The organism is Zwartia hollandica, assembly GCF_019923725.1.
Lineage (GTDB): Bacteria > Pseudomonadota > Gammaproteobacteria > Burkholderiales > Burkholderiaceae_B > Zwartia > Zwartia hollandica.
This window is the reverse complement of record NZ_JAHXRI010000010.1, coordinates 49847-73609: the sequence shown is the minus strand read 5'-3', so window position 1 is coordinate 73609 and position 23763 is coordinate 49847. Positions and strand designations below refer to the sequence as shown.

Sequence of the window (23763 nt, the reverse complement as noted above, 5' to 3'; positions counted from 1 at the left end):
CACGAAGCATCGACAGTGCCCCAGGCTCTTATGGCTTGATCTGAACCGACGCTCTTTGGCGCAATACGACGACGCGACCATCGCGCGCCTGGCTGAGGGCAATCGGGTTGGGGATGTCTCGCGTCAATTGCACCCTGGCGGTGTATTGATAGATACCCTACATCTTCCCCAGGCCTTGGTGCGCACGCAAGAGGCGCTAAACCAAAAAACGGTTCCCGTGTTTGAACCTGCGTTTGTTGCAGGCGATGTCTTAGTCAGAGTCGATCTACTCTTGCCACAAAAAGGTAGCTATCGGCTTGTTGAAGTGAAGTCCTCAACTGAGGTGAAGGACTATCACTACGAGGACGCGAGCGTTCAGTACTGGGTAATGCAGCAAGCAGGCTTGGTACCCACAAGCGTAGCGTTAGGTCATATCAATAATACGTTTGAGTACAAAACGGAAGGGCAGTACCAAGGCTTGATTACTGAAGTCGACATTACCGCTTCAGTCAAAGAGCGTCTTGATCAAGTGCCCGACTGGATCGCCTCAGCTAAGGCAACCAGCGAACAAACTGAGCTCCCAGAAGTAAAGACGGGTCGTCAGTGCAAACAGCCCTTTGAGTGCGGCTACCTTGCATATTGCAAATCCTTAGAGAAGCAAACCGAGTACCCAGTCTCTATCTTGCCGCGAGTCAGTGCAAAGCAGTTAGAACAGTTTGCAAAAAAGGGCATCAGCGATGTAAGACAAATCCCCGACGGCTATCTAGATAAAGAGAACCACGAGCGTGTGCGCCAAGTCTCTGTGTCCGGTCAGACGTATTTGAATCCTTTGGCCAAAGAAGCGCTGGATCAGTTGCCGTATCCCCGTTATTACCTAGACTTTGAGACCGTTGCACCGGCGGTGCCACGTTGGCTAGACAGTCGTCCGTATCAACAAATACCTTTTCAGTGGTCATGCCATATCGAGACGGGTGCAGGTGCGGCGTTACAACATCAGCAGTTCTTGCACCGAGACGCGAGCGACCCTAGGCGCGTCTTTGCAGAGTCTTTGCTCAATACCTTGGGGGCGCAGGGGAGCATTCTTGTCTATAACGCAGGTTTTGAGAGTTCCCGGATAGAAGAGCTTGCTGCGCATTTCCCGGACCTAGCTCCGCGGTTGTTGGCGTTGATAGAGCGAATTTTTGATCTCTTGCCGTTGGCACAGAAAAACTACTATCACCCAGCAATGATGGGGTCGTGGTCAATCAAAGCAGTGTTACCAACTTTGTCAGACTTGGACTACGTCAATTTAGCAATTGGAAATGGTGGTTTGGCACAGGTCGCGTACCTAGAGCTGATTGATCGCGCAACACCAGTCTTGCGGCGCGATGCGCTCTATGAGGACTTATTGAAGTACTGTTATCAAGATACCCTAGCGATGGTGCACGTCGCTAAGCGCTTTTGTGCATTACAACCAAATTAAAGAGTTTGAATGAAACGACTGCGTGAAATGCGCCAAACCAACCTGCGAATGAAGCTAGGATTATTAGCGATCGCCTTTGTTTTAAGCGGATGCCAGAGTTCTGCAACAAAGCAGGAGACCGCCACCCCCGTTGCTAAGCCGGCTACGGTTGTCACTTTTGCTCAAGCGAATCGCTGTCTGGACGACCTGAATGACTCAGACGTGGGGAAGCGTGTGTTTTCTCAAATCTTGTACTCACCGGCAATCGCGAGAGAGTATTCTTATCTCGAAAATTCTACGCAGTACTTAACCGATACCCAGGTCGAGTTGCTTAAAGAGTTTCGTGAGAAAAATAAAGAGTGCAGAGCGCTACGGCTTCAAGCTTTTAGGGAATATGAGCTTAAGGTTCAACTGACGATTTTTCATAATGAAATAGATCAGATGTTCGATGAGTTGCAGAACAAGCGGATCACCATTGGTCAAGGGAATAAACAGTCCAATGTAATTAGAGCCCGCTACCAAGCTGAAGTCCGAAAGTTCTTTGACCGCTCAAAAGAAGTTGATGAAGAGCGGGTGGGCTAGGTTGCTAGGTTTGACCTAACTTAAGCGCCTCTGCCGGGCACTGCCGAATAAGTGGCGCGACGTCCGCAGCATTCCCTTTAAGCCAAGTCTCGTAGCTGTCGGGGTTCAGGATCACCACCATGCGCTTTTCGTCTTGCGGTTTGTGCAAGAGCTTAAAGACAGCGTGATCGTCCGCGTTAACAGTCAGCATGGTGTAGCTTTCTACCCAGCCGGTCGGGCCACGCCAAGTCGACCAGATTCCCGCGATACCCATCGGTTCACCATCGGCACGTGATACTTTGGCGGGCACGGCCTTGCCTGAGCGCCAGTCGGGCTCAAATACTGATAGTGCCGGGATGATGCAGCGTTGGCCTTTTCTCCAGGCATCACGAAACGTTGGCTTCTCTGCGATGGTTTCGCTGCGGGCATTGAACGTGCCCTTGACCTTGCCATCTTTAGACCAATGGGGGATCAGACCCCAGTGACCAGCAAGTGCCTCGCGCGCGGGAACCGCCTCGTCACCGACATCCGCGTGTGGGTGAGGGCGGATAAACACGCCTTGGTAACCCGGCCACATATCTGGCCTGCCAAGATCCTCCAGCGGGCCCAGCCCAAAGGCTTGGCGCAGCTGGTTGATATGGGAGACTGGTTTGTAGTGGCTACACATCGCGCATAAAGACAGTGCTAATTAATACCAGTGCTAAATAATGCCAGTGCTAAAGAATGCTAGTACGAACCCATAAAGTCCTTCTTGCCGATTTCGACACCATTGCTGCGTAGCAAGTTGTATGCGGTGGTGACATGAAAGAAGAATTGCGGCATGCCGTATTTCAAGGCGTAGTCTTCGACCGCGAGTTTTTTCTCTTTTGGAGTGCCTGGACGTAAAACAATTTCTTTGACGGCGCTACCGTCTAATTGCGCGGGCGTGAACGCGTTAATGAGCGCAAGTGTCTTGGCAATACGTTGCTGCAACTCAGCAAAAGTTTGTTCAGTATCTTCATACGCGGCAACTTCTACCCCGGCAAGACGCGAAGGGACGCTCTTGGCGAAATCACAGGCAATTTGTACTTGGCGAACCAGTGGAAGCATGTCGGGGAACAAACGCGCCTGCAATAAGACTGTCGAGTCAAATTTTTTCTGTTCAGCATACTCCTCGCCTTTTTTTAAGACGTCACTAAGGGCTAAGAGCATTTGCTTGAAGACAGGGACTGTGGCGTTGTAAAGGGATGTGGACATGGTGTTCGAGCCTTTTGAAAATTAGAAAATGTTCGCAATCTTTGAGAGTAAGCCAATAATGGCAAAGAGTGTCGTCATTTGTATGGCCAAACACGTAATAAATTGATCAATCCGCTCTATGATTTCTGTGGTGAGCGCGAGTGATTCATGCGGCTAATAAGTTATTTCTTACAAATAATCGACGGGTTGGCAGATGATCATGCACTCCGGCAATTTTCATTAACTGCATTGCAGGTTTGTTGAATTCAACATCATAGAGTGGTGTGTTGCACTCATTCTGCGCGACCTCTCGCGCAATGGTTTGACAAGTCTGCTCAGATAATTCCAAGCGTCTTAGTTCGTTGTAGTGAACGCGATAGCGTTGATCTTCGTTCGAAGAAATATATTTAACGAAATAACCTGCGATAGCACGGCCTAAAACAATCCGATCTTTCTCTGTCACGATCGACCACATATATTTCAACAAACGTTGAAAAAAAGCTGAGTGGCGACTCTCATCTGCCAGATGTTCTCTAATATAGAGGTCTGCTGGATTGTCCTTATTGGCATTTCTTGCCATGACAATCAGATCATCTACTGCTGAATTTTCGGAGATGCACAGCACGATAGCTGCGGCAATGTTTTGTAGTTTTGGCGGCACCGCACTTTTAAAGTAATCCAGTGGCGCAAGCTGCACTCCAGAGGATTTAATTTTTTTAGTACCGACAGATTTTTTCTTGACTGCACCGGTTGCGATATGGCTTGGCTCCATGCCAGTGAGCGTTTTGATATCCGATAGCAGCTCCCGAGCGACAAGCGCGTGGTACATCTCGTCGGTGCCGATGGCGATAGCGGCTCGCTTGACTGAGTCGCTTAGCTCAACCCCAAGATCCTGCGTTGCTAACTTGCCGCATTGATCCGTGACGAAGCTAACTTCAAAAATTGCGACAGTTCCCAACATGTCGCAAAAGCTTTGCAGGTAAAAGGGCTGCAGCTGTTTCTTTGTAAGCGCTTGTACTTCAGGATAGTGGGCATAGGATTTTAGGTGATATGCAAACTCGACTTTCGCCAATAGCTGTTTACTAAATCGACTGCGCTTTTGTGTGCGAACCGTTGATTTATTCTCCCAGTCGTTTAAAAATTTCTCGGAATAGGCGCACAAGTCGTCGTAACTATTTTTTTTGTCCAAGAGATCAATCCAACGTCGAGAGTACTATCTCTAAAAACCACTTGAAGACCTCGATCTACAAGTGGAGGGGGTTCAATGTCTAATTGGGACTAGCAGTTACACCCTGCGTAGCTTTTGACCATGGTGTAGTTGATTTGTCCGCCTTTCGAGTCGCCCGCAGCTTGTTCCAGTGCATCGTCAGAAATACTCTGAACAACTACTTCATCGAGTTCAATATTCATTATTAACTCCAAGGTTGTATACCCATCTCCGTGTGGTCATGGGGAACTAGTGAGTGGTAGCTGACTAGTGCCTTTCTTATAAGGTGGTTAGTTTTCAGCAGTCAACAATAAGAAAGTGCTTTGCGTGATTTTGCGAGAATTCCTCCATACCCCCTTCATAACCTATTTCACTTTGCCCTTCAGCGTCTTTCGCAGCTCCGTCTTTAAGATTTTTCCATAGTTATTCTTCGGCAAGCTATCTACGAAAACATATTCTCGTGGTCGCTTAAAGCGTGCCATATTTTCTAGACATAGTGCGTCCATTTCGTCGCTTGTGATTTCGTGCTCTGCTCTTACAACGACAAAAGCGATGGGTTCTTCACCAAGATCTGCGTGCTCTCGGCCGATCACAGAGACTTCGACGATAGCGGGGTGACGCAACAACACTTCTTCGATCTCGCGTGGGTAGATGTTGCTGCCACCTCGGATGATCATATCTTTAGAGCGATCCCGCAGGGTCAGATAACCGAGCTCGTTCATGGTACCGATGTCGCCCGTCCATAGCCAACCATCGCGTATGGCAGCAGCCGTGGCTTTGGCGTTATTCCAATAGCCAAGCATACGGGTATCGCTGCGGGTGATCACTTCACCTAACTCGCCAGGCGGGACGTCTGCGCCGTGCTCGTCAACTACGCGCATCTCGACGCCCGTACGTGCCGTGCCGCAAGAGGCTAGGCGCGCGAGGTGTGCCGTATCCATCGAACCTTCATGGTCTTGTTTCGATAAACCTGCGATGGTCATTGGGCTTTCCCCTTGACCATAGACTTGATAAAGCTTCGGCCCAAAAAGCTCGAGAGTCTTGAGCAAATCGCTCACATACATCGGGCCACCACCATAATGGATGGTCAATAGATTGCCCGCCGGATTGCTGATGCCGTTAGACGAACGCACTAAGCGTGACAACATTGTTGGTGCTGCAAACATCGACACACCAGGAAAGCGCTTAAAAGACTCAAACACAATATCGGTCGTAAACGCGTCTTCAATCACTTGATGCCCACCGGCAAATAGATGGGGCAGGGCATACAGACCCGAACCGTGCGACAGTGGGGCAACATGCAGCATGGTTTGCCCGGCGATCACTTGATCGATATCGGTGCAATATTGCAAACACATCATCATTAAGTTTCGGTGGGACAGCATTGCACCTTTGGGTATACCCGTGGTCCCGCTTGTGTAGAAGATCCAGGCTAAGTCGTCAGGTCTTACGCTTGCGCAAGAGGTTGGTGGCACTTGCACGTCGGCCTCGTACTGTGCGTTGTCGACATTGATCAATAGGCAGTTAGGTACGGCCTGGGCAAGCTCAAGTGCCAGTCCCGGGTAGAGCGAAGCGGTCGTGAAAAGCAGGGTTGCCCCGCTGTCTTCAGCGATGGGTTTGATCTCTTTGGGATGCAGCTTTGCATTAACCGGTACCGCACACAGTCCAGCAACCCAGCAAGCAAACAACACCTCAAGAAATTCGCGACGATTTTCCATGCAAAGTACGACACGATCGCCTGGCTTTAGTTGGTAAGTCTGCTGTAAGGTACTGGCGAGCCCGAGGATGCGTGCGGCTAATTGCCCATAGGACACCGTTTGCCCTCGATGCGTCACGGCGTTTAAGTGGGGGTGACTGAGGGCTCTCAGTAGAAATGGTTTTGCAATATTCATAGCGCTAAGCTCTAGGGTATTACTGGATTGGTTCTCAGCATAAACCGGTCTCCTTGACCTTGCGGAGAATAGGCCTCATAATCTCCGCATGAAAAGCGGAGATAAACGCTATATTTGGCAGCAACGCGACTGGCCGCACTGGGTGTTTGACACCAAGCGGCTGGCGACATTGCTTGCGCAAGTGCATAGGGCCCAGGGTTACTTGTTAGGCCGAATGGTCGACCTAGGACTAGATCTACGCGATCAAGCCTTATTGCGAATCTTGACCGAAGACGTGCTCAATACCAGCGAAATCGAGGGTGAAATACTCAATGCTGACTCGGTACGCTCTTCAATTGCGCGCCGTCTAGGAGTAGACATCGGTGGTTTGGCGCCGACAGATCGACAGGTTGAAGGTGTGGTGGATATGGTGCTGGATGCGACCCAGCGCCATCGCATGCCGTTGACTGCCGAGCGACTCTTTGGCTGGCATGCGGCCCTGTTTCCAACTGGCTACAGCGGGCTCGCCACCATCAAAGTTGGAGCCTGGCGCGATGATGCGTTGGGCGCGATGCAGGTTGTATCCGGACCTCTGCACCGTCAAACGATTCACTATCAAGCGCCAGCGGCTTCAGTGTTAGATGCTGAGATGGCAGAATTTCTAAAGTGGTTCAATCACACTCAAGCCGAGGACCCCGTCCTTCGCGCAGGGCTTGCACATCTTTGGTTTGTGACGATTCATCCCTTTGATGACGGCAATGGCCGCATCGCACGCGCTGTCGGCGACATGGCACTTGCGCGTGCAGAGAACAGTAGCTATCGCTACTACAGTCTGTCGGCCCAGATTCAAAAAGAGCGCAAGGCTTACTACGAGCGCTTAGAAGCCACGCAGAAAGGTGGGATGGATGTCACCGGTTGGCTTGAATGGTTTCTGTCCTGCTTGTTAAGAGCAATTCAGGGTGCTGAACAGACGCTTGAGTCTGTCCTTGCAAAGGCGCGTTTCTGGCAACAGCAGGCAGGGCTGCCTTTCAATGCAAGGCAGCTTAAGTTGCTCAATAAATTGCTCGATGGCTTTGAAGGCAAGCTCACCACGACAAAATGGGGTGCTATCGCGAAGTGCTCACAAGACACTGCGTTGCGTGACATCACTGAGCTCGTCGAGCGTGGCGCGTTGAAGAAGTCAGCGGCCAGCGGCCGCAGCACGAGTTACGAGTTGTTGCTCGCTCGGTAGCGCCGCCTTTGTGGTGGTCATCTCTAGGGTATTACTGGATTGGTTCTCAGCATAAACCGGTATAGACTCGATCAACCATATGGCTGGCATTAAAACTTTACTTAGTTACCTGAGGAGACCGCTTGATGATGCAGATCCAACTAACGGTGAACGGGCAGGCAGTGACACTGACCGCCGCACCCAACACCTTGCTTGTTCAGGCGCTGCGAGAGCACCTCAACCTGACCGGTACCCACGTCGGCTGTGACACCGCGCAGTGTGGTGCCTGCACAGTTTTGATGAATGGCAATGCAATCAAATCTTGCAACGTGCTGCTGGCACAAGCGCAGGGTGCCGAGATCTCGACCATCGAAGGCTTGGCGCAAGCCGATGGCACGATGCACCCGATGCAAGCGGCCTTTAAAGATTGCCACGGTTTGCAGTGCGGCTATTGCACCCCCGGTATGGTGATGAATGCAGTGGATATCTGCCGCAAGCATCCTAATCCAACCGCACAACAGATCCGCGAGCAACTAGAAGGCAATATTTGTCGTTGCACCGGTTATCAAAACATCGTCAAGGCTGTGCAGCAAGGTGCTGCCGCCATGAAAGCTTAAGGAGACGAACATGGGTGCAAATGATTTCGCGAAGTTGCCACACATTGGTGAGTCAGTCTTGCGTAAAGAAGACTACCGTTTCCTGACTGGCGCTGGTCAATATACCGACGACATTACTCTGCCACGCATGGCACATGCCGTGTTTGTGCGTTCACCGCACGCACACGCGCTCGTCAAGAGCGTCAATACGAGTGCAGCTAAAAGCGCCCCTGGTGTGATTGGCGTGCTCGAGGGCAAAGATGTTGCGAACGATAAGATCAACGGCTTGCCTTGCGGCTGGTTAATCACCAGCACAGACGGCCAGCCCATGAAAGAGCCGCCACATCCTATTTTGGCATTGGATAAAGTGCGCTACGTGGGTGACCACGTTGTAATGGTCGTAGCTGAAACGCTTGAGCAAGCAAAGAATGCAGCCGAGTTGGTCGAAGTCGATTACGAGCCCTTGTCGGCAGTCGTCGATGTGCGTGATGCGAAGGGTGGTGCAGCACTGCACGATATCGCACCAGACAACCATTGCTACAAATGGGCGATTGGCGACAAAGCCCAAGTCGATGCAGCCTTTAACGGTGCTGCGCATATCACCAAACTAGATCTGATTAATAACCGTCTCGTGCCGAACGCGATGGAGCCGCGCGCTGCGATTGGTTCTTATAGTCGCGCAAACGATGACTATACGTTGTACGTTTCAAACCAGAACCCACACGTTGAACGCTTGTTGATGACAGCGTTCGTGATGGGTCTGCCTGAGCATAAAGTTAGAGTGATTGCTCCGGATGTAGGCGGTGGCTTTGGTTCAAAGATCTATTTGTACGCAGAAGATGTTTGCCTAACCTGGGCCTCTAAAAAGCTCAATCGGAACATCAAGTGGATATGTGAGCGAGGCGAGGCGTTCTTGTCAGATGCGCACGGCCGGGATCACTCAAGCCATGCTGAGCTTGCGATCGATAAAGATGGCAAATTCTTAGCCTTGCGTGTGCATACCGACGCAAACTTAGGAGCTTATCTCTCTACATTCTCAACTTGCGTCCCAACAATTTTGTACGCAACCTTGTTGGCTGGGCAATACACGACACCGCTGGTCTATGCCGAGGTGGATGCCTGGTTTACCAACACCGCACCTGTCGATGCCTATCGTGGCGCGGGACGCCCTGAGGCAACGTACTTGCTCGAGCGTATTGTTAGCCGTGCAGCATTTGAACTTGGGCTGTCACAAGACGAGATCCGTCGTCGCAACTTCATTACCCAGTTCCCGTATCAGACACCTGTGGCGCTTCAATACGATATTGGCGATTACGTTGCCTGCATGGATGCTTCGCAGAAACTGGCCGATGTGGCGGGATTTAAAGCGCGACAGGCGGCTAGCAAAGCCCAAGGCAAATTGCGTGGGATTGGTTACTCGAGCTACATCGAAGCTTGCGGTCTTGCACCAAGCAATATTGCGGGTGCCTTGGGCGCGCGCGCTGGCTTGTTTGAATGCGGTGAAGTCCGCGTACACCCAACCGGTAGCGTGACAGTCTTTACGGGCTCGCATAGCCATGGCCAAGGTCATGAAACGACTTTTGCGCAGGTGGTGGCTTCGCGCTTGGGCATCGCTGTGGATGCGGTCGATATCGTGCACGGTGATACCGGACGCGTGCCCTTTGGGATGGGTACGTACGGCTCGCGTTCGATCTCCGTGGGTGGTGCGGCCATCATGAAGGCTTTGGATAAGATCGAAGCCAAGGCCAAAAAGATTGCAGCTCATTTACTGGAAGCCTCTGACACCGACATCGATTTTGCGAACGGTGAATTTACTGTGCGCGGAACCGACAAGAAGATTGCGTTTGGTACCGTGGCACTCACAGCCTACGTCCCGCACAACTATCCGTTAGAGACCTTAGAGCCTGGTTTGAATGAAACCGCCTTCTACGATCCCACTAACTTTACGTTCCCTTCGGGCACCTACATTGCCGAGGTGGAAATCGACCCTGAAACGGGCGTGGTCCGCTTAGACCGCTTCACCGCCGTCGATGACTTTGGCACGATCATCAACCCGATGATTGTGGAAGGTCAGGTGCATGGTGGTTTGGTGCAAGGCATCGGACAGGCGCTCATTGAGAACTGCGTCTATGACCGCGAAACAGGGCAGTTGCTGACGGGTTCTTTCATGGACTACGCCATGCCGCGCGCGGATGATTTCCCAGAGTTCAAGATCGGTCATGTTTGCACACCGTGCACGCACAACCCGCTTGGTACCAAAGGTTGCGGGGAAGCCGGTGCGATTGGCTCGCCTCCCGCGATTATCAATGCAGTGTTGGATGCCTTAGCACCCTTGGGTGTGAAAGACATCGATATGCCTGCGACCCCACACCGCGTGTGGCAAGCCATTCAAGCTGTGAAAGCCTAAGGAGAAATTGGATATGTATGCATTCAACTATGAGCATCCGAAAACTCTGGCCGAAGCAAGCAAGCTAGTGCAAGCTGGTGGGCAAGCCTTGGCTGGTGGTCAAACCCTGTTGGCTTCGATGAAGCAGCGCCTAATGCAACCAGAGCAACTCGTGGATTTGCGCTTAATCCCAGAACTTGTGGGCGTGCGTAAAGAGGGCGATCAACTGGTGATTGGCGCGATGACCAAACATTGCGATGTCGAGAACAACGCCTTGGTGAAACAACACCTTCCAGCTCTGGCGGCTTTGGCGGGTGGTATTGGCGATCGACAAGTACGTGCAATGGGAACGATGGGCGGTTCAGTTGCCAACAACGACCCTGCCGCGTGTTACCCCAGTGCCTTGCTCGCCTTAGGCGCAACGGTTCATACCGATGCCCGTAAGATCAGTGCGCAAGACTTCTTTCAAGGCATGTACGCCACAGCGTTGAATCCCGGAGAGCTCATTACTGCGGTGAGCTTTCCCATCCCTAAGCGTGCGGCGTATGCAAAGTTCAAGCAAGCAGCCTCGCGTTTTGCGATGGTGGGCGTGTTTGTGGCTGATACAGCACAAGGTGTGCGTGTTGCGATCACCGGCGCATCAAGCGGGGTGTTTCGTCATGCCGGTCTTGAGGCTGCATTGACTAAAAACTTTGCACCGGAGGCGGTTGCGGGTGTCGCGGTGGATGACGCTGAGCTCAATAGCGATATTCATGCCTCAGCCAGCTATCGCGCCCAGCTCATCAAAGTCCAGACGCGTGTTGCGGTCCAGCAAGCACTCGCCTAACGTGTCGCAACAAAGCGTCGGTTCGGTACAAGCGTTAACTGAAGCGCTTGCTTCAGTTGGTTACTTGGCCGAACGACGCTTGGCGACTGCTGTCTATTTATGCCTGACCCTACAACGCCCCTTGTTGTTGGAAGGCGAGCCCGGTGTCGGTAAAACAGAGCTCGCAAAAGCGTTGTCCAACGTGTTGCAACGTCCACTGGTGCGCTTGCAGTGCTACGACGGCATGGAGCAACGCGAAGCTTTATACGAATGGAATCATGCAGCGCAGTTGATGCATATGCGTGCCCAACAGGATCGCGCGACGCCCGAGCAGCTTGAACACGCGATTTATCAAGAGAAGTATCTGTTACGTCGTCCGATGCTGCAGGCTTTGCAGACACCCGCGCCGGGTGCGGTGCTGTTGATCGACGAGGTCGATCGTGCGGATGCGCCGTTTGAGGCTTTTTTATTAGAGTACTTGGGCGAGTACCAAGTCAGTATTCCAGAACTCGGTACGGTGCGTGCACAGATCCCACCGGTCACGATCCTGACAAGTAACCGAACCCGTGATTTAAACGACGCAGTCAAAAGACGTTGTTTGTATCACTGGATGGATTATCCCGATCGCGAACGCGAGCTGTCGATTGTTCGCCAGAGTGTTCCCCAAGCGAGTGAAGCCCTGGCACAACAAGTCGCAAGTTTTGTAGAACGTTTGCGTTCTGCGCCTTTTGCGAATGCCTTGAGCCGTTCACCTGGTATCGCTGAAAGCGTGGAGTGGGCGAAGGCCTTGGTTGCACTCAACACCTTGCAGCTTGATCCAGAGGTGGTTCAAAGCACAGTTGGAATCTTATTCAAACAACGTGAGGATCTCGCTGCGCTTGAGCCGATGCTTGAAGCATTACTTGCGCCGGCTCCTGACGCTTAGCGCTTTTCTATGCAACTCGGTGATGCTCGCGTAGGAAAAATGGCCGACAACATCGTCGGTTTTGCACGTACGTTGCGTCGTGCCGGCTTCCCGATGGATAGCGAACGGATTAGCGTAGCGCTTGAGTCCGCTTTATTGATTGGGCTTGATGATAAGCAAGATTTTCGGGCGGCTTTAGAAGCCACAATGGTGTGCAGGCAGCAAGACCGAGAAGTTTTCGAGCAGTTGTTTGACGCCTACTTTCGGAATCCAGAGCTCACCCAGCATCTCTTAGCCCAGATGTTGCCTAAGACGACTGAAGCGGCACCATCACCCAAGCGCCGTGCGCGCACGCAAGAGGCCTTGGCTGCGATCATCTTAAACAATTCAAAGGCGAGTGTAGAAGAAGACACCATTGACTTTGATGCGGCCATGACGGCGAGTGCGCAAGTGCGCCTGCGCCACGCTGACTTTGAAAGCCTGAGTGCGAGTGAATTCAAACTTGTGCAGAGGCTTGCTTGTGAAATCCCTTTGCCTTGGCCACGCGTACCTGCACGTCGAACACAACGCAGTCGTTCTGGTGCACGGGTAGATTGGGCGCATACGCTCAGAGAATCGGCCCGTTTGGATGGCGAGTTACTGTCCTTACCTTATTTGGCCAGGCGCACCCAAGCGTTACCAGTATTAATCTTGATTGATGTGTCGGGTTCGATGGAGCGCTATGCCCGGCTGATGCTCGCCTTTTTGCATCAAAGCACACGCGGCTTAGCCAGGTCAGTCTATGCCTTTGGAAACCAGTTAACGGAGCTGAATAGTGCTTTTCGGCACGCCGATTCGGATGTGATGCTTGCGACCGCGAATGAACTAATTCAAGATTTTGCGGGTGGTACACAAATTGGGCACTCACTTGAACAACTACGTTTAACCCAGCACCGACAGTTGATCGGCCGCCGCACAGTCGTGCTGTTAATCACCGACGGCCTCGATACCGGAGAGCCAACTGCCTTAGCCCAAGAGCTCGCTTGGTTGAAGCGCAATTGTCGAAGTCTGTTATGGTTAAACCCTTTGCTACGCTTTGAGCACTATGCGCCAAGTGCGGGTGGCGCGAGCGTCTTAAAGAAATATGCAGATGGCATGCTTGCGATTCACGACTTAGCGCACTTAGAAGATTTAGCCCAGTCCTTGGCAGAGTTAGTTAAACAGTAGATACAGATACGAGAGAATCTTATGGATATGCAAGGTAATCGTCAGCTCGGTGTTTCACAACAACAAGCTTGGGACGCACTCAACGACGCCACGATCTTAAAGGCGTGCATCCCCGGTTGTGAAAAGTTTGAACTGATTGCAGAGAATCAATTTGCCGTCCTCGTTGCTGTCAAGATTGGTCCTGTTGCTGCGAAATTCAACGGCAAAGTCACATTAGCCGATATTCAAGCGCCTAACTCCTATGCCTTGCAGTTTGAAGCTCAAGGCGGTGTTGCAGGGTTTGGTCAAGGCGAATCCAAAGTAGAACTCGTAGCCAACGCGCAGGGTTGTGAGTTGCGCTATACCGTACACTCAAAAGTCGGCGGCAAGATCGCCCAGCTTGGACAACGCTTGATTGATGGCGTGGCCAAGTCCTTGGCAGAAGACTTCTTCAAACGCTTTGAGTTGGCTCTGCAAGAAAAATACCCCGAGTCTGCACCCACACAGTCCTCGAACGCACCAGAAGAGGGGGCCTCTACAGAGAGTGATGTAGCAAAGACCAAGAGAGCGAAGATCTTCGGTTGGCTGTGGCCGGTAGTGGCCGGTGTGGTGGGCGGTGTCGCCGTCTGGTGGTTTAAGCGTTAGGGCCCATGGGCAACGCTTCGTTCGGGTAAGTCTTGCGGTGTTTTCGGTGTTTTGAGTGTCGTGGCCCTTCAAAGCGTTTAAAATCGCACGCTATGCGGTTAAATCAATTTGGAATGTGCATTGATGACTGAGGATATTCGCTGGAAACAGCGATTCTCTAACTACACAAAAGCCTTTCAGTCATTAACTGAAGCGGTTGATCTTTCTCTGGAAAGAGAACTTTCTGCGCTCGAGCAACAGGGGCTGATACAAAGCTTTGAATTTACCCACGAATTGGCGTGGAAAGTGCTCAAGGACTACCTGGAATACCAAGGTGTTGCAGAGATTGTGGGGTCTCGTGACGCCAGTCGGCTTGCCTTTCAAAACTCACTTGTTCAAGATGGTGAGGTATGGATGCAAATGATTGCTGCACGTAATCAAACATCGCACACCTACAATCTTAAAATTGCCCAAGCTGTTGTTGAAAGTATTTTGACCCAGTTTTATCCGGCGTTAAAACAGTTCGCCCAAAAGTTTGGCGACTTAGCCCGCTAATTTAAAGTATGGATACCGGTCTGAGTCCGCAAGTTGTAGAAAAGATTCTGACTGAATTCAGAAAATTCCCACAGCTTGAGACCGCCATCCTTTATGGCTCGCGAGCATTGGGGACTTACAAAGCTGGTTCGGATATCGATCTTAGCTTTCTAGGCAAGGACTTGAATCAAGAGTTGGTATGGAAAGTATCGGAAGCACTTGACGATACTTTGCTGCCCTATGTGTTTGATCTCTCTTTGCTTGAAACCATAGACAATCCCGACTTAAAAGATCACATCACAAGAGTAGGTGTTGTGTTCTATCAAAGAGAGCAGCATGGGTGTCAACCACTCACCACTCGCCACGAAGATTCCTGAGAGCCCAAGGTTTCCGGTTTTTCCGCTAATTGCTACGCTTGCGACGCAAAGCTTAGCGACGATGGCAGCGTATTCGTTTCCCGTGGTCGCTCCGGTCATCGCAGAAGACCTGCAAGTCCCAGGCACATTAGTGGGCTTCTTTATTTCTACTGTTTACGGTGTCGGTATCATTTCTGCGTTGCTATCGCCACGCTTTATCCGACGCTTTGGTGCTGTCAGGGTGAGCCAACTTGTCTTGGTCGCAACGCTTGCGATGCTGCTTGCGTGTTCTGTTGGCAATGTTGCTTCAGTCGTCCTTGGTGCGGCGCTCTTGGGTTTGGCCTATGGGGCAACTGCCCCCGCTAGTGCTCATCTGCTGGTGCCGCGCACGCCACCTCCTGTGATGAATCTGGTCCTTTCAATCCGGCAAATCGGCGTACCACTTGGTGGTGTGTTGGCCGGACTCATCATGGCTCCTATGACCTTAAGCCTCGGTTGGCAAACCGCACTGTTGTGGCAGACCTTGCCCGTGTTGGTCGTCGTGTTGCTGCTTGAAGTCGCGCGTCGCGATTGGGATGCTGATCGCGATCCTTCCCGCCAAATATTTAGCAAAGGCCTCTTGGCACCCGTACAGATTTTGGTTGAGCGCCCAGAGCTTCGAAGCCTGGCCTTCGCGAGCTTTATTTACAGCGGCCTGCAACTGTGTTTCATCGCCTTCTTAACCGTGCACTTAACGAGCAAGACCGGTTTTGATCTTGTGCAAGCCGGCTGGGCTTTGGCCGTGTATCAACTCGCCGCAGTGGTGAGCCGACCGATCTGGGGCTGGTTGGCGGATAAGTGGTTAAGCGCCAAGTTCTTACTGGCGTGGCAGGGCTTCATCATGGGTGCAGCCGCCGTGCTAGCCGGCCAGTTCACCGAGAGCTGGACGCATGTCGTCGTGCTTGTGCTGTGCGCAGTCGCGGGGGCAACCGCAAGCGGGTTTACAGGCCTAGCCTATGCCGAGTGGGCACGTTTAGGGGGCGCACAGAGAACCGAGGCGACCGGCTTGGGCTCCGGTTTGATGTTTGCTGGGGTCTTGTTACTACCTTCGCTGTTCTCGGTAGCGGTGACATATTTTGATGACTTCGGCCTGGCCTACGCCTGCGTGGGCGGCTTGGCGGCATTATCAGGCTTGCTGTTGTTACAAAAGCCAACAGCCGCAAACAATACCTAACTAAATACTTGCTGCACACGCGGTTTGACGAAGGTGTCATTCCATGGCGAGTAGCCCACTCCAATCAGGGTTATACCCAATACACGCGACGTGGAGTCTCTCTCCCTTTGCGGTTATTGTTGCCCATTGAATTGAACAATTCGGAGACTCCCTTGAAAAACCTAATACACGCGCTCGCGGCGACCGCGCTCATTTTTTCTTCAGGGGCGGGCTTCGCGCAAGACTACCCCAACAAACCCATTAAATGGATTGTTCCTTACACACCGGGCGGCTACACCGACAACGTCACTCGCTTGGTGACCGCTCGCATGGCGACAATCCTGGGGCAGCCGATCATCATCGAAAACAAGCCTGGTGCTAATTCGATTATCGGTGTCGATCAGGCCACCAAAGCCGCGCCTGATGGTTACACCATGCTCACGACCATCACCGCGCATGCCGCCAACGTCACGTTGTACGAAGGCAAGTTGCCGTTTGATCCTTATCAGTCGTTAATACCGATCTCTTTGGTGACGACTACGCCTTTGGTGCTGTCGGTTAACAAGGATTTGCCTGTCAAATCAATCGGCGAGTTAATTGCCTATGCTAAAGCCAATCCAAGCAAACTCTCGTTTGGCTCCTCGGGGGTAGGTGCGGCGGCTCACCTGACCTCTGAACTACTGAAGCACACCGCTAGCATCAATATGGTTCACGTCCCCTACAAAGGTACAGCCCCAGCGTTGACTGACTTGATGTCTAACAACATCCAGGTGTTGGTCGACGCACCAAGTGGTGTCGGCGCAAATATTCGTGCCGGTAAGATTAAGGCTCTGGCGGTTTTCGCGGATAAGCGCCTGGCGAGCTACCCAGACGTGCCTACGATTGTTGAGTCGGGCGGCCCTAAAATTGAGTCCTCGAGTTGGGTGATGTTTTTTGCACCGGCAGGCACCCCCAAGGCGATCGTTGATAAGTTATCGCTAGCGGTCAGAGAGTCGCTGAAATCCGAAGAGCTTATCAAACGCCTGTCGGATCAAGGCATTATCACGGTTGGTAGCACGCCCGCCGAGGCCGATGCGTTTCTAAAGGCTGAAATCGCGAAGTGGGGCAACCTGATTAAAACAGTCGGAGTGAAGGCCGAATAATTTACCGACAACAAGAAGCTGCGCCAGAAGCAAAAAGAGGCTAAATCAACCGCATGGGCGTTAGCGCTTATTGCTTCGAACCCTCGGTAATCCGACGCCCCAGCGAAATAGCGTAAGGGGCTGTTCTTGCCCGCAACATCGGATCTGGCGCTCCTTCAACCCCTTTAGGCATGATGTTTGGATCAAAGGTTATGCTCAAACAGGGGCCTGTGCCGTCTGCTGAAACCGAAACAACCTTCAATACACCCAGAGTGATTTTCTTTCTGCCCTCAGGAAGTGGGACTGTCGCATTGTCAAGTACATCTCCTGCTTGAGCAATTTCCAGATTGAAATTGAAAGACGCTTTACCCGAGGCTACGCGCTGACGTAACTCATCAAACAAAAAGTTTGGGCCTTTTGACTTCGCATCTTCATCCGATAGTGTTTGCACGCCGTCGACTGGTTCAAACACCCATTTGCCCCAGACTTTCTCGTTGTTGGCATTTGTAAAGCCAAACCCGTGGACTCCCCAATAATTCGTTGAAGCGTAACTCGCGGGGACAGGCTTTGACGCAAAGTATTTCCCTTGAAGCAGTACTGCTGGATTGGCATCTGCAAAAGCTTTAACTTTGGCGGGGTCCGCTGTTTTGGTGGTTGGGTCGGGCTGTGAAGACTGCAACCGCCCGAACAATTGCTCAGGCGTCGCAGAACCAAAGACAGGAGCCGATATATTTCCCATCTGCCAGAATTCATTGTTAGGCAAATTAAACTGCAACGCTAAGTTTCGTTGTGTTTTCGTATTGTCAGCCGCTTTTGGATTTGCGCCACCTACTGAAAAGCGCACAATCACTGGGATGGCGTTGCCGCTGAAAGCAGAGGAGCTGGAAATATTCTTGCCTTCGGGGCTACCTACAAACTCACCGGTTGCGCAAACACCTTTTGCGCCGGATCGTCTAAAACCCTCAAACTTTCCCGCAGTCATTTCAAACTGATTGACCATCGAGATAGGGTCTGGATCGGCGAGCGCGACATTACTAGCAAAGCCAGATATACCTATTGAAAGAATGCTAATGGCCAAACAAGTAAATTTGATTGGTTTCATAAGGGCTCCTTAAGCGGCTAAACAATAGGGATCCAACAATTACTGAATCAGAAGATAGGCTTTATTGGATATGGAAATCACCCCAATATATGGGCTACTAAATGTTAAAGCAATCATGCAAATTGGAGTAAGAACGGTAGTAGTTGCAATGCACATCGCCACCACTAACGACTTTGGTTTCGCTGCATGAATAAATGCAACGGCGAGTAGAACCAGTACAGCGAGTAATAAAACTCCGCTTATCCGTAAGGGGTGAACATCAAACGAGGTATAGGCCAAACGGATACTGCGAGCGTTATTGACGATCTGAAAGGCGTTCATGAGCACTTTCGATTCGGCATTATTGTTCAGTTGATTCACAGCCTTAAATAAATCAGCACGCATCGCTATAAATTTTTCTACCGTTTCCGAGGCGTCTGTTCTTTCTGAGGTTAGTGTTTGCCACTCTTCCTCGACAATAGATTTTGTGTAGATTCGAGTCGCATTGGCTAGATTGCTATCCTTTAGCTCCGGAATCGTACTGGCAAGGCTAATGATCTGAATGAGACCCTGACTTTCAGTCTTGATGGATTGCGACGCGACGTTGTAGTTTTCCCAAATTGAGGTGCCCATCAAGGCAATAGATAAGGAAAACAACACCGCCGGCAAGCCAAAGAAAGGAGCCACAACGCCCTCGTACTGCAGCATCAAGGGCCGGGTTTTTGGTGATAGAAAAATGCCAGTAATCATCACCGCAATAGCGATAAATACAAAAATAATGAACAGAACTAACGTGATTTCGTCATCAGCATTTATGTTTGGCATTTTGACCACACCGTTGATTTGCGTCGGTAATTCCCACCTGCTGATATAACCATACCATTAATGACCACTATTTCGTGGACTTGTTGAAAGCATCTGAGACCTGTGGCGCGGGCAAGGTGTTAAGGCTGCGGAGCGAGTGACGTTTGAGCAATCCGCCCGTTGCAGCAAAGATGTAGATTGCAGCGCTGTCGGGCAGTTTATTTTTGCGCAAGTCATCTATTCAGAGACGGTCGCACCTGAACGCACCGAGTTACTAGTATCAAACAACACGCTAAGTGATGCGCAACGCGCTGGGTTAGAGAAGTTCATTGAAAAAAATAAAGCGTGCCGCGCGCTTAGGCTGCAAGCGTTTAGAGAATATGAGTTACGCCAAGTGCTGATCGAGCATTACGAGCGAATGGATGCTTTATATGTCGCGTTATTGACTCAGAAATTGACGACCGCCCAAGGGAACGCCCAGCTAAAGGCGAATTTTGAGTTGTATGGCGCCCAAATTAAGAAAGTCATTAATCGGTTAAGGGAAGTCGATGAAGAACGCGTGGGCTAGGGCGGTAGTTGGGGGCGCGCTGTGTGCGGCGGCGATAGGGATCTACCTGTTGAATGTGAACGTTGAGCGAGATGAGTCGACCAAGTTTTATCTTTACGGGCACTGGTTGATTAGTGATTTCGATCGCTTTCAAGAAGAGGTCGCACCCTACAACATCAAACTGATCGCTAGAAGTTGCATCATCGGTGGTGAGGAGTTTGAGCGAGAGATGTTGCTCAATAAAGTAGTCTACGAATCCGCTCCGGCAGAAATCAGCGATAGCCTGCGACGTTCGAGTATGTTCGGTAATCGAGACGGCAAACCGCGCGTTGATATGGAGCTTCAGATCAACGCAGAAATCAGGATGACGCTGTCTCAACAGGAGGGTATTCCCTCGAAGATCAACTAAAACAATAATAAAACTGTTTTAAGTTCTCTTATGGCGTAGAGTGGGTCTCACCGTTCACGGACGGTTTTCCGTTTGACACTCAAAGGCCTTCTATGAAACTTCCTAAAGACACCGAACCGACCCTATGGGGTGCCGCTGGTGGTGCAGCACTGATCGCGATGATCGGGTTTGGCTTTGCGGGGTGGAGCACTGAAGGTGGTTCAGCTGCGCTTGGACAGGCTCAGGCAAACAAGGCGACTGTGGCTGCTCTGTCACCTGTTTGCGCTGAAATGTTCAAGCGAGATCCAAACTTTACGGCGAACTTGGTGGAACTTAAAAAGACGGATGAATGGGCGCGTTCTGCCTATATCGAGAAGGGAGGCTGGGGAAAAATGCCCGGCGCAATCAAACTCACTTCTGAAACAGCAAACTCTTGCGCAGCACTTTTAGTTAAAGCGTAAGCTTGCGTAGGATTAATTAAAGACCTCAAGCCATTGGCTTGAGGTCTTTATTACAAGGATTTACTTCGTCCAGGCCTGATACCAAGCTTTGAATAAGCGCAATTGTGTTTCCGCATAATGGCGCTGGCTCGGTGACAAGGCGTCCGTCTCATTGAAGTGTAGTGCGTACTCAGGATTACCCTCAAGAACCATCAGGTACTTGTAGTACAAAACCAAATCAACACCCTCATCAAAAGAAGACAGTACGCCTAGTGCATGATCAAGCTCGGTCGCACGGGCTCGCGCAACTGCGTCCCCCTTGGCTGCTTTCTTGCACAGCTCTACCAAGTGCAACACTTCTTTAGGCAAGATGTTGCCAATACCAGTAATAGCCCCGACGGCACCACAGTTGATATAACCATGCACAACCTGGGTATCGACACCGACTAGTAAAGAGACACCTGGATCCTGCCCAATGATGTGCTCAGCCGCATAGCGCAATGAAGCAGCGCCGCCAAATTCTTTAAATCCCACAAGATTTGAATATTTCTTGCGAAGTTCAAAGAACAAGTCAGCACGTGTTTCAAACCCATAGTACGGACTGTTGTAAATAACGGCTGGAAGGCCAGCCGCCGCCTGAAGGACTCCTTCGAAGTGAGCCCGCTGCGCGGCCAAAGACGTTCCACGTGACAATACGCGAGGGATCACCATCAGCCCCTTCGCGCCGGATCGCACGGCATGCGCGGCAAGTGCTGCCGCGCGCTTGGGGCTTTGCGCGCCGGTCCCGACCACCACGGGCACGCCCGCTTTGGTCAGGCTCTCGACCCCTTGCATGCGTTGTTCATCGGTTAAGAGAGGCCAGTCGCCCATCGAGCCACAATACACGACCCCAGACATGCCGGCCGCTACGAGCTCTTTCCCCTTACGCACTAACGCATCAAAATCGGGTTGACGTGTTTGTGTGCAGGGGGTCATCAGCGCAGGAATGACTCCTAGGAAAACATTATTTGTCATGACAGAAGCTTCTCAAAAGGAGTGAATTACAGTGTTTTGCCGACTTTTCTGAGCTCAGCCAAGATCGGTGCTTTAGGAAGCCAAATCTTGTCGTAGTCAGCAATCACAGATTGCGCGTCCGCAGCATTTGCATAGCGGAAGGGGATCTTGGTCGCTTTAAATTGCTCAATAAGCTTGGGTTCGTTTAGAGCTATTTGGTCGACTTGGACATCGAGGGCGGCACGTACGGCTTTGGTGATTAACTCGCGATCTCCAGCTGGAGTGCCTTGCCAGAAGCGACCGGATACCAACGCGACAACAGGCATGAAAATCGCATTCATCTGAAGAATCGATTTTGAAACTTTGTCAAAGCGTTGGTTCCACGAAAACTCTAAGTCCGCTTCAAGTCCGTCTACTTGTCCGTTAGACATCGCATCAAACACTTGTGGTGTTGCAACGGGTGTTGGCGCTGCGCCCAATAATTGATAAAAATCTCGGTAGGCAGGCGTTGGATTGATGCGCAGTTTCATGCCTTTGATGTCTGCAATCTTATTGATATCTTTAGCTGCGAAAATAGCACGCATACCCGTAATACCCCACGCGAGACCGATCGTTCCAGTTTCAGCAGGCAGTACATCCAACAGTTTCATCGCAACAGGATGCCGCACGAGTTTTGCGATTTTGTCGGTTGAGTCAACAATGTAGGGTGCGGTAATTGCAGCAATAGTCGGCACACGTGAGCCGAGTTCGGCCGCCATGATCCAGCCCATATCCAGAGCACCTGACTGCATTTGCTGAAGCATGGCGCCTTCGTTGCCAAGCTGACCCGAGGCGAAGACGGTTAAGTTCAGACGCCCGTTCGTTTGTTCTTTCAGGCTCGCGGCTACTTTTTCAGCAGCGACGTTCCAAGGGTGACCGTTCGGTGTCAAAATTCCAAGACGTAATTGCTTAGTTTGAGCAAGCAGCATGCCAGGTGTACCCATCATTAAGGCTGATCCACCAATGATGACTTGACGACGTGTGATATTCATTTTCAATCTCCTGTACACAATGTGAATTACTTCAATAACGCGGTTGAAATTTCTGGATAAAAACAAAGTAAAACGAGCAATAAACATGAAACGATAAAAAATGGAATCGTGACAATAAACATAGGGCCAGGCTTTGCACCTGTCACCGCGGACGCAACGAAAAAGCACAAGCCGACAGGCGGAGTCAGTAGTCCAAGAACTAAGTTGATGACGACCACCACACCAAAGTGTCTCGGATCGATCCCGTAGACGCCCGTCGCGATCGGTAACAAGATTGGGACAACCATGATGAGTCCGGGAATTCCATCAATGACTGTTCCGATCAGTAATAGCGCCACGCTAACGATCAATAGAAATGCGATCGGACTGGTCGCTACATTCTTAATGCTCTCTGCGATCATCAGTGGGATTTTTCCGTAGATCAACACCCACGAGAACACTGCGGCGGCGGCCACCAAAAACAAAACAATCGCTGAGTAGATCCCAGCGCGCAACATCATTTTTGGTAACTGTGAAAGATCGAATTCACGCGTCCAATAGCGTCCTACTAAGGCGGCTACGATGGAGCCGACTGCGGCCGATTCAGTGGGGTTCGCTAGGCCAGAAAGAATCGAGCCAACAATCACAATGGGAATTAATAGAGTGGGGGACGCGTCAAGGAAGATGCTGAAGCGCTCTTTAAGCGATTGTTTTTCACCGCGAGGATAGTTATAGAAAAACCCCATCACCATGATGATGAAAAAGAACATGAGCGTTAGGATGAGCCCAGGGATAATTCCTGCGATGAGCATGTCGCTGACAGCAACTTGTGCGAGCGTGCTGTACACCACAAACATAACTGAGGGTGGGATGATGGGCCCGAGCATGCCGCCATAAGCGGTGAGTCCGGCGGCAAAGGTTTTGTCATAGCCCTTTTTTTCCATCTCTGGGACCATGATTTGCGACATGATGGCAACCTGCGCTGTTGCCGACCCCAAGATTGAGGAAACCATCATGTTGGCCAAAATGTTGACGTAGGCAAGTCCGCCCTTTAACGCACCGACACAAGCCATCGCGAGGTTGACGATCCGCTGGGTAATGCCGCCGCCATTCATGATTTCGCCAATCAGAATAAACAGAGGAATAGCGATCAAGCCATAACTATCCACGCCGCCGAATAGCTGTAGTGGATAGTTTGAAAACAATAGAGGGTTGCCGGAGTCAATGATGTAGGCCAAGGCCCCTAAGCATAAGCAAATGCCAATTGGGATCCCGACTAGCATCATGATTAAGAAGGCAGAGAGAGTCATCAT

At 51.1% G+C, this 23763-nt stretch carries 26 protein-coding genes; 16 read left to right on the top strand and 10 right to left on the bottom strand.

Annotated elements, in window-relative coordinates:
* The first annotated feature begins 55 nt into the window (after nucleotides 1–55).
* Nucleotides 56–1441, top strand: coding sequence for a DUF2779 domain-containing protein (locus tag KZZ10_RS11020; protein ID WP_259661586.1), 1386 nt, complete (start codon nucleotides 56–58; stop codon nucleotides 1439–1441).
* 9 nt (nucleotides 1442–1450) lie between these two features.
* On the top strand, nucleotides 1451–2002 hold the full coding sequence (locus tag KZZ10_RS11015) for a hypothetical protein (RefSeq protein ID WP_259661585.1): 552 nt from the start codon (nucleotides 1451–1453) through the stop codon (nucleotides 2000–2002).
* 4 nt (nucleotides 2003–2006) lie between these two features.
* Here the strand turns inward: KZZ10_RS11015 and KZZ10_RS11010 are convergent, their stop codons facing one another.
* From KZZ10_RS11010 to KZZ10_RS10990, 5 genes are all read right to left on the bottom strand, one after another.
* The gene (locus KZZ10_RS11010; RefSeq protein ID WP_259661584.1) at nucleotides 2007–2648 is read right to left on the bottom strand and encodes an SOS response-associated peptidase; all 642 of its coding nucleotides are present in this window, start codon (nucleotides 2646–2648) and stop codon (nucleotides 2007–2009) included.
* 59 nt (nucleotides 2649–2707) lie between these two features.
* Nucleotides 2708–3217 (bottom strand): DUF1993 domain-containing protein, encoded by a 510-nt coding sequence (locus tag KZZ10_RS11005; RefSeq protein WP_259661583.1) that lies wholly within the window; start codon nucleotides 3215–3217, stop codon nucleotides 2708–2710.
* A 145-nt stretch (nucleotides 3218–3362) separates the two neighbouring features.
* Nucleotides 3363–4385 (bottom strand): hypothetical protein, encoded by a 1023-nt coding sequence (locus KZZ10_RS11000; protein WP_259661582.1) that lies wholly within the window; start codon nucleotides 4383–4385, stop codon nucleotides 3363–3365.
* 89 nt (nucleotides 4386–4474) lie between these two features.
* Complete coding sequence (locus KZZ10_RS10995; RefSeq protein ID WP_259661581.1) at nucleotides 4475–4606, bottom strand: hypothetical protein; 132 nt, start codon at nucleotides 4604–4606, stop codon at nucleotides 4475–4477.
* Between the two features lie 162 nt (nucleotides 4607–4768).
* Complete coding sequence (locus tag KZZ10_RS10990) at nucleotides 4769–6295, bottom strand: AMP-binding protein (protein WP_259661580.1); 1527 nt, start codon at nucleotides 6293–6295, stop codon at nucleotides 4769–4771.
* 88 nt (nucleotides 6296–6383) lie between these two features.
* Between KZZ10_RS10990 and KZZ10_RS10985 the strand changes: the two genes are divergently transcribed.
* The 11 genes from KZZ10_RS10985 to KZZ10_RS10935 all read left to right on the top strand — a co-directional run bounded on the left by KZZ10_RS10985 (nucleotide 6384) and on the right by KZZ10_RS10935 (nucleotide 17208).
* The gene (locus tag KZZ10_RS10985) at nucleotides 6384–7505 is read left to right on the top strand and encodes a Fic family protein (protein ID WP_259661579.1); all 1122 of its coding nucleotides are present in this window, start codon (nucleotides 6384–6386) and stop codon (nucleotides 7503–7505) included.
* Between the two features lie 128 nt (nucleotides 7506–7633).
* The gene (locus tag KZZ10_RS10980) at nucleotides 7634–8101 is read left to right on the top strand and encodes a (2Fe-2S)-binding protein (RefSeq protein WP_259662194.1); all 468 of its coding nucleotides are present in this window, start codon (nucleotides 7634–7636) and stop codon (nucleotides 8099–8101) included.
* Nucleotides 8102–8111: 10 nt separating this feature from the next.
* On the top strand, nucleotides 8112–10487 hold the full coding sequence (locus KZZ10_RS10975; protein ID WP_259661578.1) for a xanthine dehydrogenase family protein molybdopterin-binding subunit: 2376 nt from the start codon (nucleotides 8112–8114) through the stop codon (nucleotides 10485–10487).
* A 13-nt stretch (nucleotides 10488–10500) separates the two neighbouring features.
* Nucleotides 10501–11292 (top strand): FAD binding domain-containing protein, encoded by a 792-nt coding sequence (locus KZZ10_RS10970; RefSeq protein WP_259661577.1) that lies wholly within the window; start codon nucleotides 10501–10503, stop codon nucleotides 11290–11292.
* Between the two features lies 1 nt (nucleotide 11293).
* Nucleotides 11294–12196, top strand: coding sequence for an AAA family ATPase (locus tag KZZ10_RS10965; protein WP_259661576.1), 903 nt, complete (start codon nucleotides 11294–11296; stop codon nucleotides 12194–12196).
* A gap of 9 nt (nucleotides 12197–12205) precedes the next feature.
* A complete protein-coding gene (locus tag KZZ10_RS10960; RefSeq protein WP_259661575.1) occupies nucleotides 12206–13381 on the top strand; it encodes a vWA domain-containing protein in 1176 nt (391 codons plus the stop codon).
* Between the two features lie 21 nt (nucleotides 13382–13402).
* Nucleotides 13403–14005, top strand: a complete 603-nt coding sequence (locus KZZ10_RS10955; protein ID WP_259661574.1) for an SRPBCC family protein — start codon at nucleotides 13403–13405, stop codon at nucleotides 14003–14005.
* A 123-nt stretch (nucleotides 14006–14128) separates the two neighbouring features.
* The gene (locus tag KZZ10_RS10950) at nucleotides 14129–14539 is read left to right on the top strand and encodes a nucleotidyltransferase substrate binding protein (protein ID WP_259661573.1); all 411 of its coding nucleotides are present in this window, start codon (nucleotides 14129–14131) and stop codon (nucleotides 14537–14539) included.
* Nucleotides 14540–14547: 8 nt separating this feature from the next.
* Nucleotides 14548–14895, top strand: a complete 348-nt coding sequence (locus tag KZZ10_RS10945; protein WP_259661572.1) for a nucleotidyltransferase domain-containing protein — start codon at nucleotides 14548–14550, stop codon at nucleotides 14893–14895.
* Nucleotides 14855–16087, top strand: a complete 1233-nt coding sequence (locus KZZ10_RS10940; RefSeq protein ID WP_259661571.1) for an MFS transporter — start codon at nucleotides 14855–14857, stop codon at nucleotides 16085–16087. The genes KZZ10_RS10945 and KZZ10_RS10940 overlap by 41 nt, the downstream gene beginning before the upstream one ends.
* Nucleotides 16088–16239: 152 nt before the next feature.
* On the top strand, nucleotides 16240–17208 hold the full coding sequence (locus KZZ10_RS10935; protein WP_259661570.1) for a Bug family tripartite tricarboxylate transporter substrate binding protein: 969 nt from the start codon (nucleotides 16240–16242) through the stop codon (nucleotides 17206–17208).
* A gap of 67 nt (nucleotides 17209–17275) precedes the next feature.
* On the opposite strand, the gene KZZ10_RS10930 is transcribed toward KZZ10_RS10935, so the two are convergent.
* Nucleotides 17276–18289, bottom strand: coding sequence for a catalase family peroxidase (locus tag KZZ10_RS10930; RefSeq protein WP_259661569.1), 1014 nt, complete (start codon nucleotides 18287–18289; stop codon nucleotides 17276–17278).
* Nucleotides 18290–18328: 39 nt separating this feature from the next.
* Nucleotides 18329–19093, bottom strand: coding sequence for a bestrophin-like domain (locus tag KZZ10_RS10925; RefSeq protein WP_259661568.1), 765 nt, complete (start codon nucleotides 19091–19093; stop codon nucleotides 18329–18331).
* 136 nt (nucleotides 19094–19229) lie between these two features.
* Here KZZ10_RS10925 and KZZ10_RS10920 point away from each other — a divergent pair, with 136 nt between their 5' ends.
* The 3 genes from KZZ10_RS10920 to KZZ10_RS10910 all read left to right on the top strand — a co-directional run bounded on the left by KZZ10_RS10920 (nucleotide 19230) and on the right by KZZ10_RS10910 (nucleotide 20468).
* Nucleotides 19230–19640, top strand: a complete 411-nt coding sequence (locus tag KZZ10_RS10920) for a hypothetical protein (RefSeq protein WP_259661567.1) — start codon at nucleotides 19230–19232, stop codon at nucleotides 19638–19640.
* Nucleotides 19621–20028: a hypothetical protein gene (locus tag KZZ10_RS10915; protein WP_259661566.1), complete on the top strand. Its 408-nt coding sequence runs from the start codon at nucleotides 19621–19623 to the stop codon at nucleotides 20026–20028. The genes KZZ10_RS10920 and KZZ10_RS10915 overlap by 20 nt, the downstream gene beginning before the upstream one ends.
* A 92-nt stretch (nucleotides 20029–20120) precedes the next feature.
* Nucleotides 20121–20468, top strand: coding sequence for a hypothetical protein (locus KZZ10_RS10910; RefSeq protein WP_259661565.1), 348 nt, complete (start codon nucleotides 20121–20123; stop codon nucleotides 20466–20468).
* Nucleotides 20469–20528: 60 nt separating this feature from the next.
* Here the strand turns inward: KZZ10_RS10910 and KZZ10_RS10905 are convergent, their stop codons facing one another.
* The 3 genes from KZZ10_RS10905 to KZZ10_RS10895 are packed head-to-tail and all read right to left on the bottom strand — an operon-like array spanning nucleotide 20529 to nucleotide 23763.
* On the bottom strand, nucleotides 20529–21461 hold the full coding sequence (locus KZZ10_RS10905; RefSeq protein ID WP_259661564.1) for a dihydrodipicolinate synthase family protein: 933 nt from the start codon (nucleotides 21459–21461) through the stop codon (nucleotides 20529–20531).
* A 26-nt stretch (nucleotides 21462–21487) separates the two neighbouring features.
* Nucleotides 21488–22471, bottom strand: a complete 984-nt coding sequence (locus KZZ10_RS10900; protein WP_375372558.1) for a TRAP transporter substrate-binding protein — start codon at nucleotides 22469–22471, stop codon at nucleotides 21488–21490.
* A gap of 26 nt (nucleotides 22472–22497) precedes the next feature.
* A complete protein-coding gene (locus tag KZZ10_RS10895; RefSeq protein ID WP_259661563.1) occupies nucleotides 22498–23763 on the bottom strand; it encodes a TRAP transporter large permease in 1266 nt (421 codons plus the stop codon).

Excerpts from the sequence above, each read along its gene's own strand:
- KZZ10_RS11015 (WP_259661585.1), top strand. The coding sequence starts at position 1,451 with ATGAAACGACTGCGTGAAATGCGCCAAACCAACCTGCGAATGAAGCTA.
- KZZ10_RS11010 (WP_259661584.1), bottom strand. The coding sequence starts at position 2,648 with ATGTGTAGCCACTACAAACCAGTCTCCCATATCAACCAGCTGCGCCAA.
- KZZ10_RS11005 (WP_259661583.1), bottom strand. The coding sequence starts at position 3,217 with ATGTCCACATCCCTTTACAACGCCACAGTCCCTGTCTTCAAGCAAATG.
- KZZ10_RS10995 (WP_259661581.1), bottom strand. The coding sequence starts at position 4,606 with ATGAATATTGAACTCGATGAAGTAGTTGTTCAGAGTATTTCTGACGAT.
- KZZ10_RS10990 (WP_259661580.1), bottom strand. The coding sequence starts at position 6,295 with ATGAATATTGCAAAACCATTTCTACTGAGAGCCCTCAGTCACCCCCAC.
- KZZ10_RS10985 (WP_259661579.1), top strand. The coding sequence starts at position 6,384 with ATGAAAAGCGGAGATAAACGCTATATTTGGCAGCAACGCGACTGGCCG.
- KZZ10_RS10980 (WP_259662194.1), top strand. The coding sequence starts at position 7,634 with ATGCAGATCCAACTAACGGTGAACGGGCAGGCAGTGACACTGACCGCC.
- KZZ10_RS10975 (WP_259661578.1), top strand. The coding sequence starts at position 8,112 with ATGGGTGCAAATGATTTCGCGAAGTTGCCACACATTGGTGAGTCAGTC.
- KZZ10_RS10970 (WP_259661577.1), top strand. The coding sequence starts at position 10,501 with ATGTATGCATTCAACTATGAGCATCCGAAAACTCTGGCCGAAGCAAGC.
- KZZ10_RS10960 (WP_259661575.1), top strand. The coding sequence starts at position 12,206 with ATGCAACTCGGTGATGCTCGCGTAGGAAAAATGGCCGACAACATCGTC.
- KZZ10_RS10955 (WP_259661574.1), top strand. The coding sequence starts at position 13,403 with ATGGATATGCAAGGTAATCGTCAGCTCGGTGTTTCACAACAACAAGCT.
- KZZ10_RS10950 (WP_259661573.1), top strand. The coding sequence starts at position 14,129 with ATGACTGAGGATATTCGCTGGAAACAGCGATTCTCTAACTACACAAAA.
- KZZ10_RS10945 (WP_259661572.1), top strand. The coding sequence starts at position 14,548 with ATGGATACCGGTCTGAGTCCGCAAGTTGTAGAAAAGATTCTGACTGAA.
- KZZ10_RS10940 (WP_259661571.1), top strand. The coding sequence starts at position 14,855 with ATGGGTGTCAACCACTCACCACTCGCCACGAAGATTCCTGAGAGCCCA.
- KZZ10_RS10930 (WP_259661569.1), bottom strand. The coding sequence starts at position 18,289 with ATGAAACCAATCAAATTTACTTGTTTGGCCATTAGCATTCTTTCAATA.
- KZZ10_RS10925 (WP_259661568.1), bottom strand. The coding sequence starts at position 19,093 with ATGCCAAACATAAATGCTGATGACGAAATCACGTTAGTTCTGTTCATT.
- KZZ10_RS10915 (WP_259661566.1), top strand. The coding sequence starts at position 19,621 with ATGAAGAACGCGTGGGCTAGGGCGGTAGTTGGGGGCGCGCTGTGTGCG.
- KZZ10_RS10910 (WP_259661565.1), top strand. The coding sequence starts at position 20,121 with ATGAAACTTCCTAAAGACACCGAACCGACCCTATGGGGTGCCGCTGGT.
- KZZ10_RS10905 (WP_259661564.1), bottom strand. The coding sequence starts at position 21,461 with ATGACAAATAATGTTTTCCTAGGAGTCATTCCTGCGCTGATGACCCCC.
- KZZ10_RS10900 (WP_375372558.1), bottom strand. The coding sequence starts at position 22,471 with ATGAATATCACACGTCGTCAAGTCATCATTGGTGGATCAGCCTTAATG.
- KZZ10_RS10895 (WP_259661563.1), bottom strand. The coding sequence starts at position 23,763 with ATGATGACTCTCTCTGCCTTCTTAATCATGATGCTAGTCGGGATCCCA.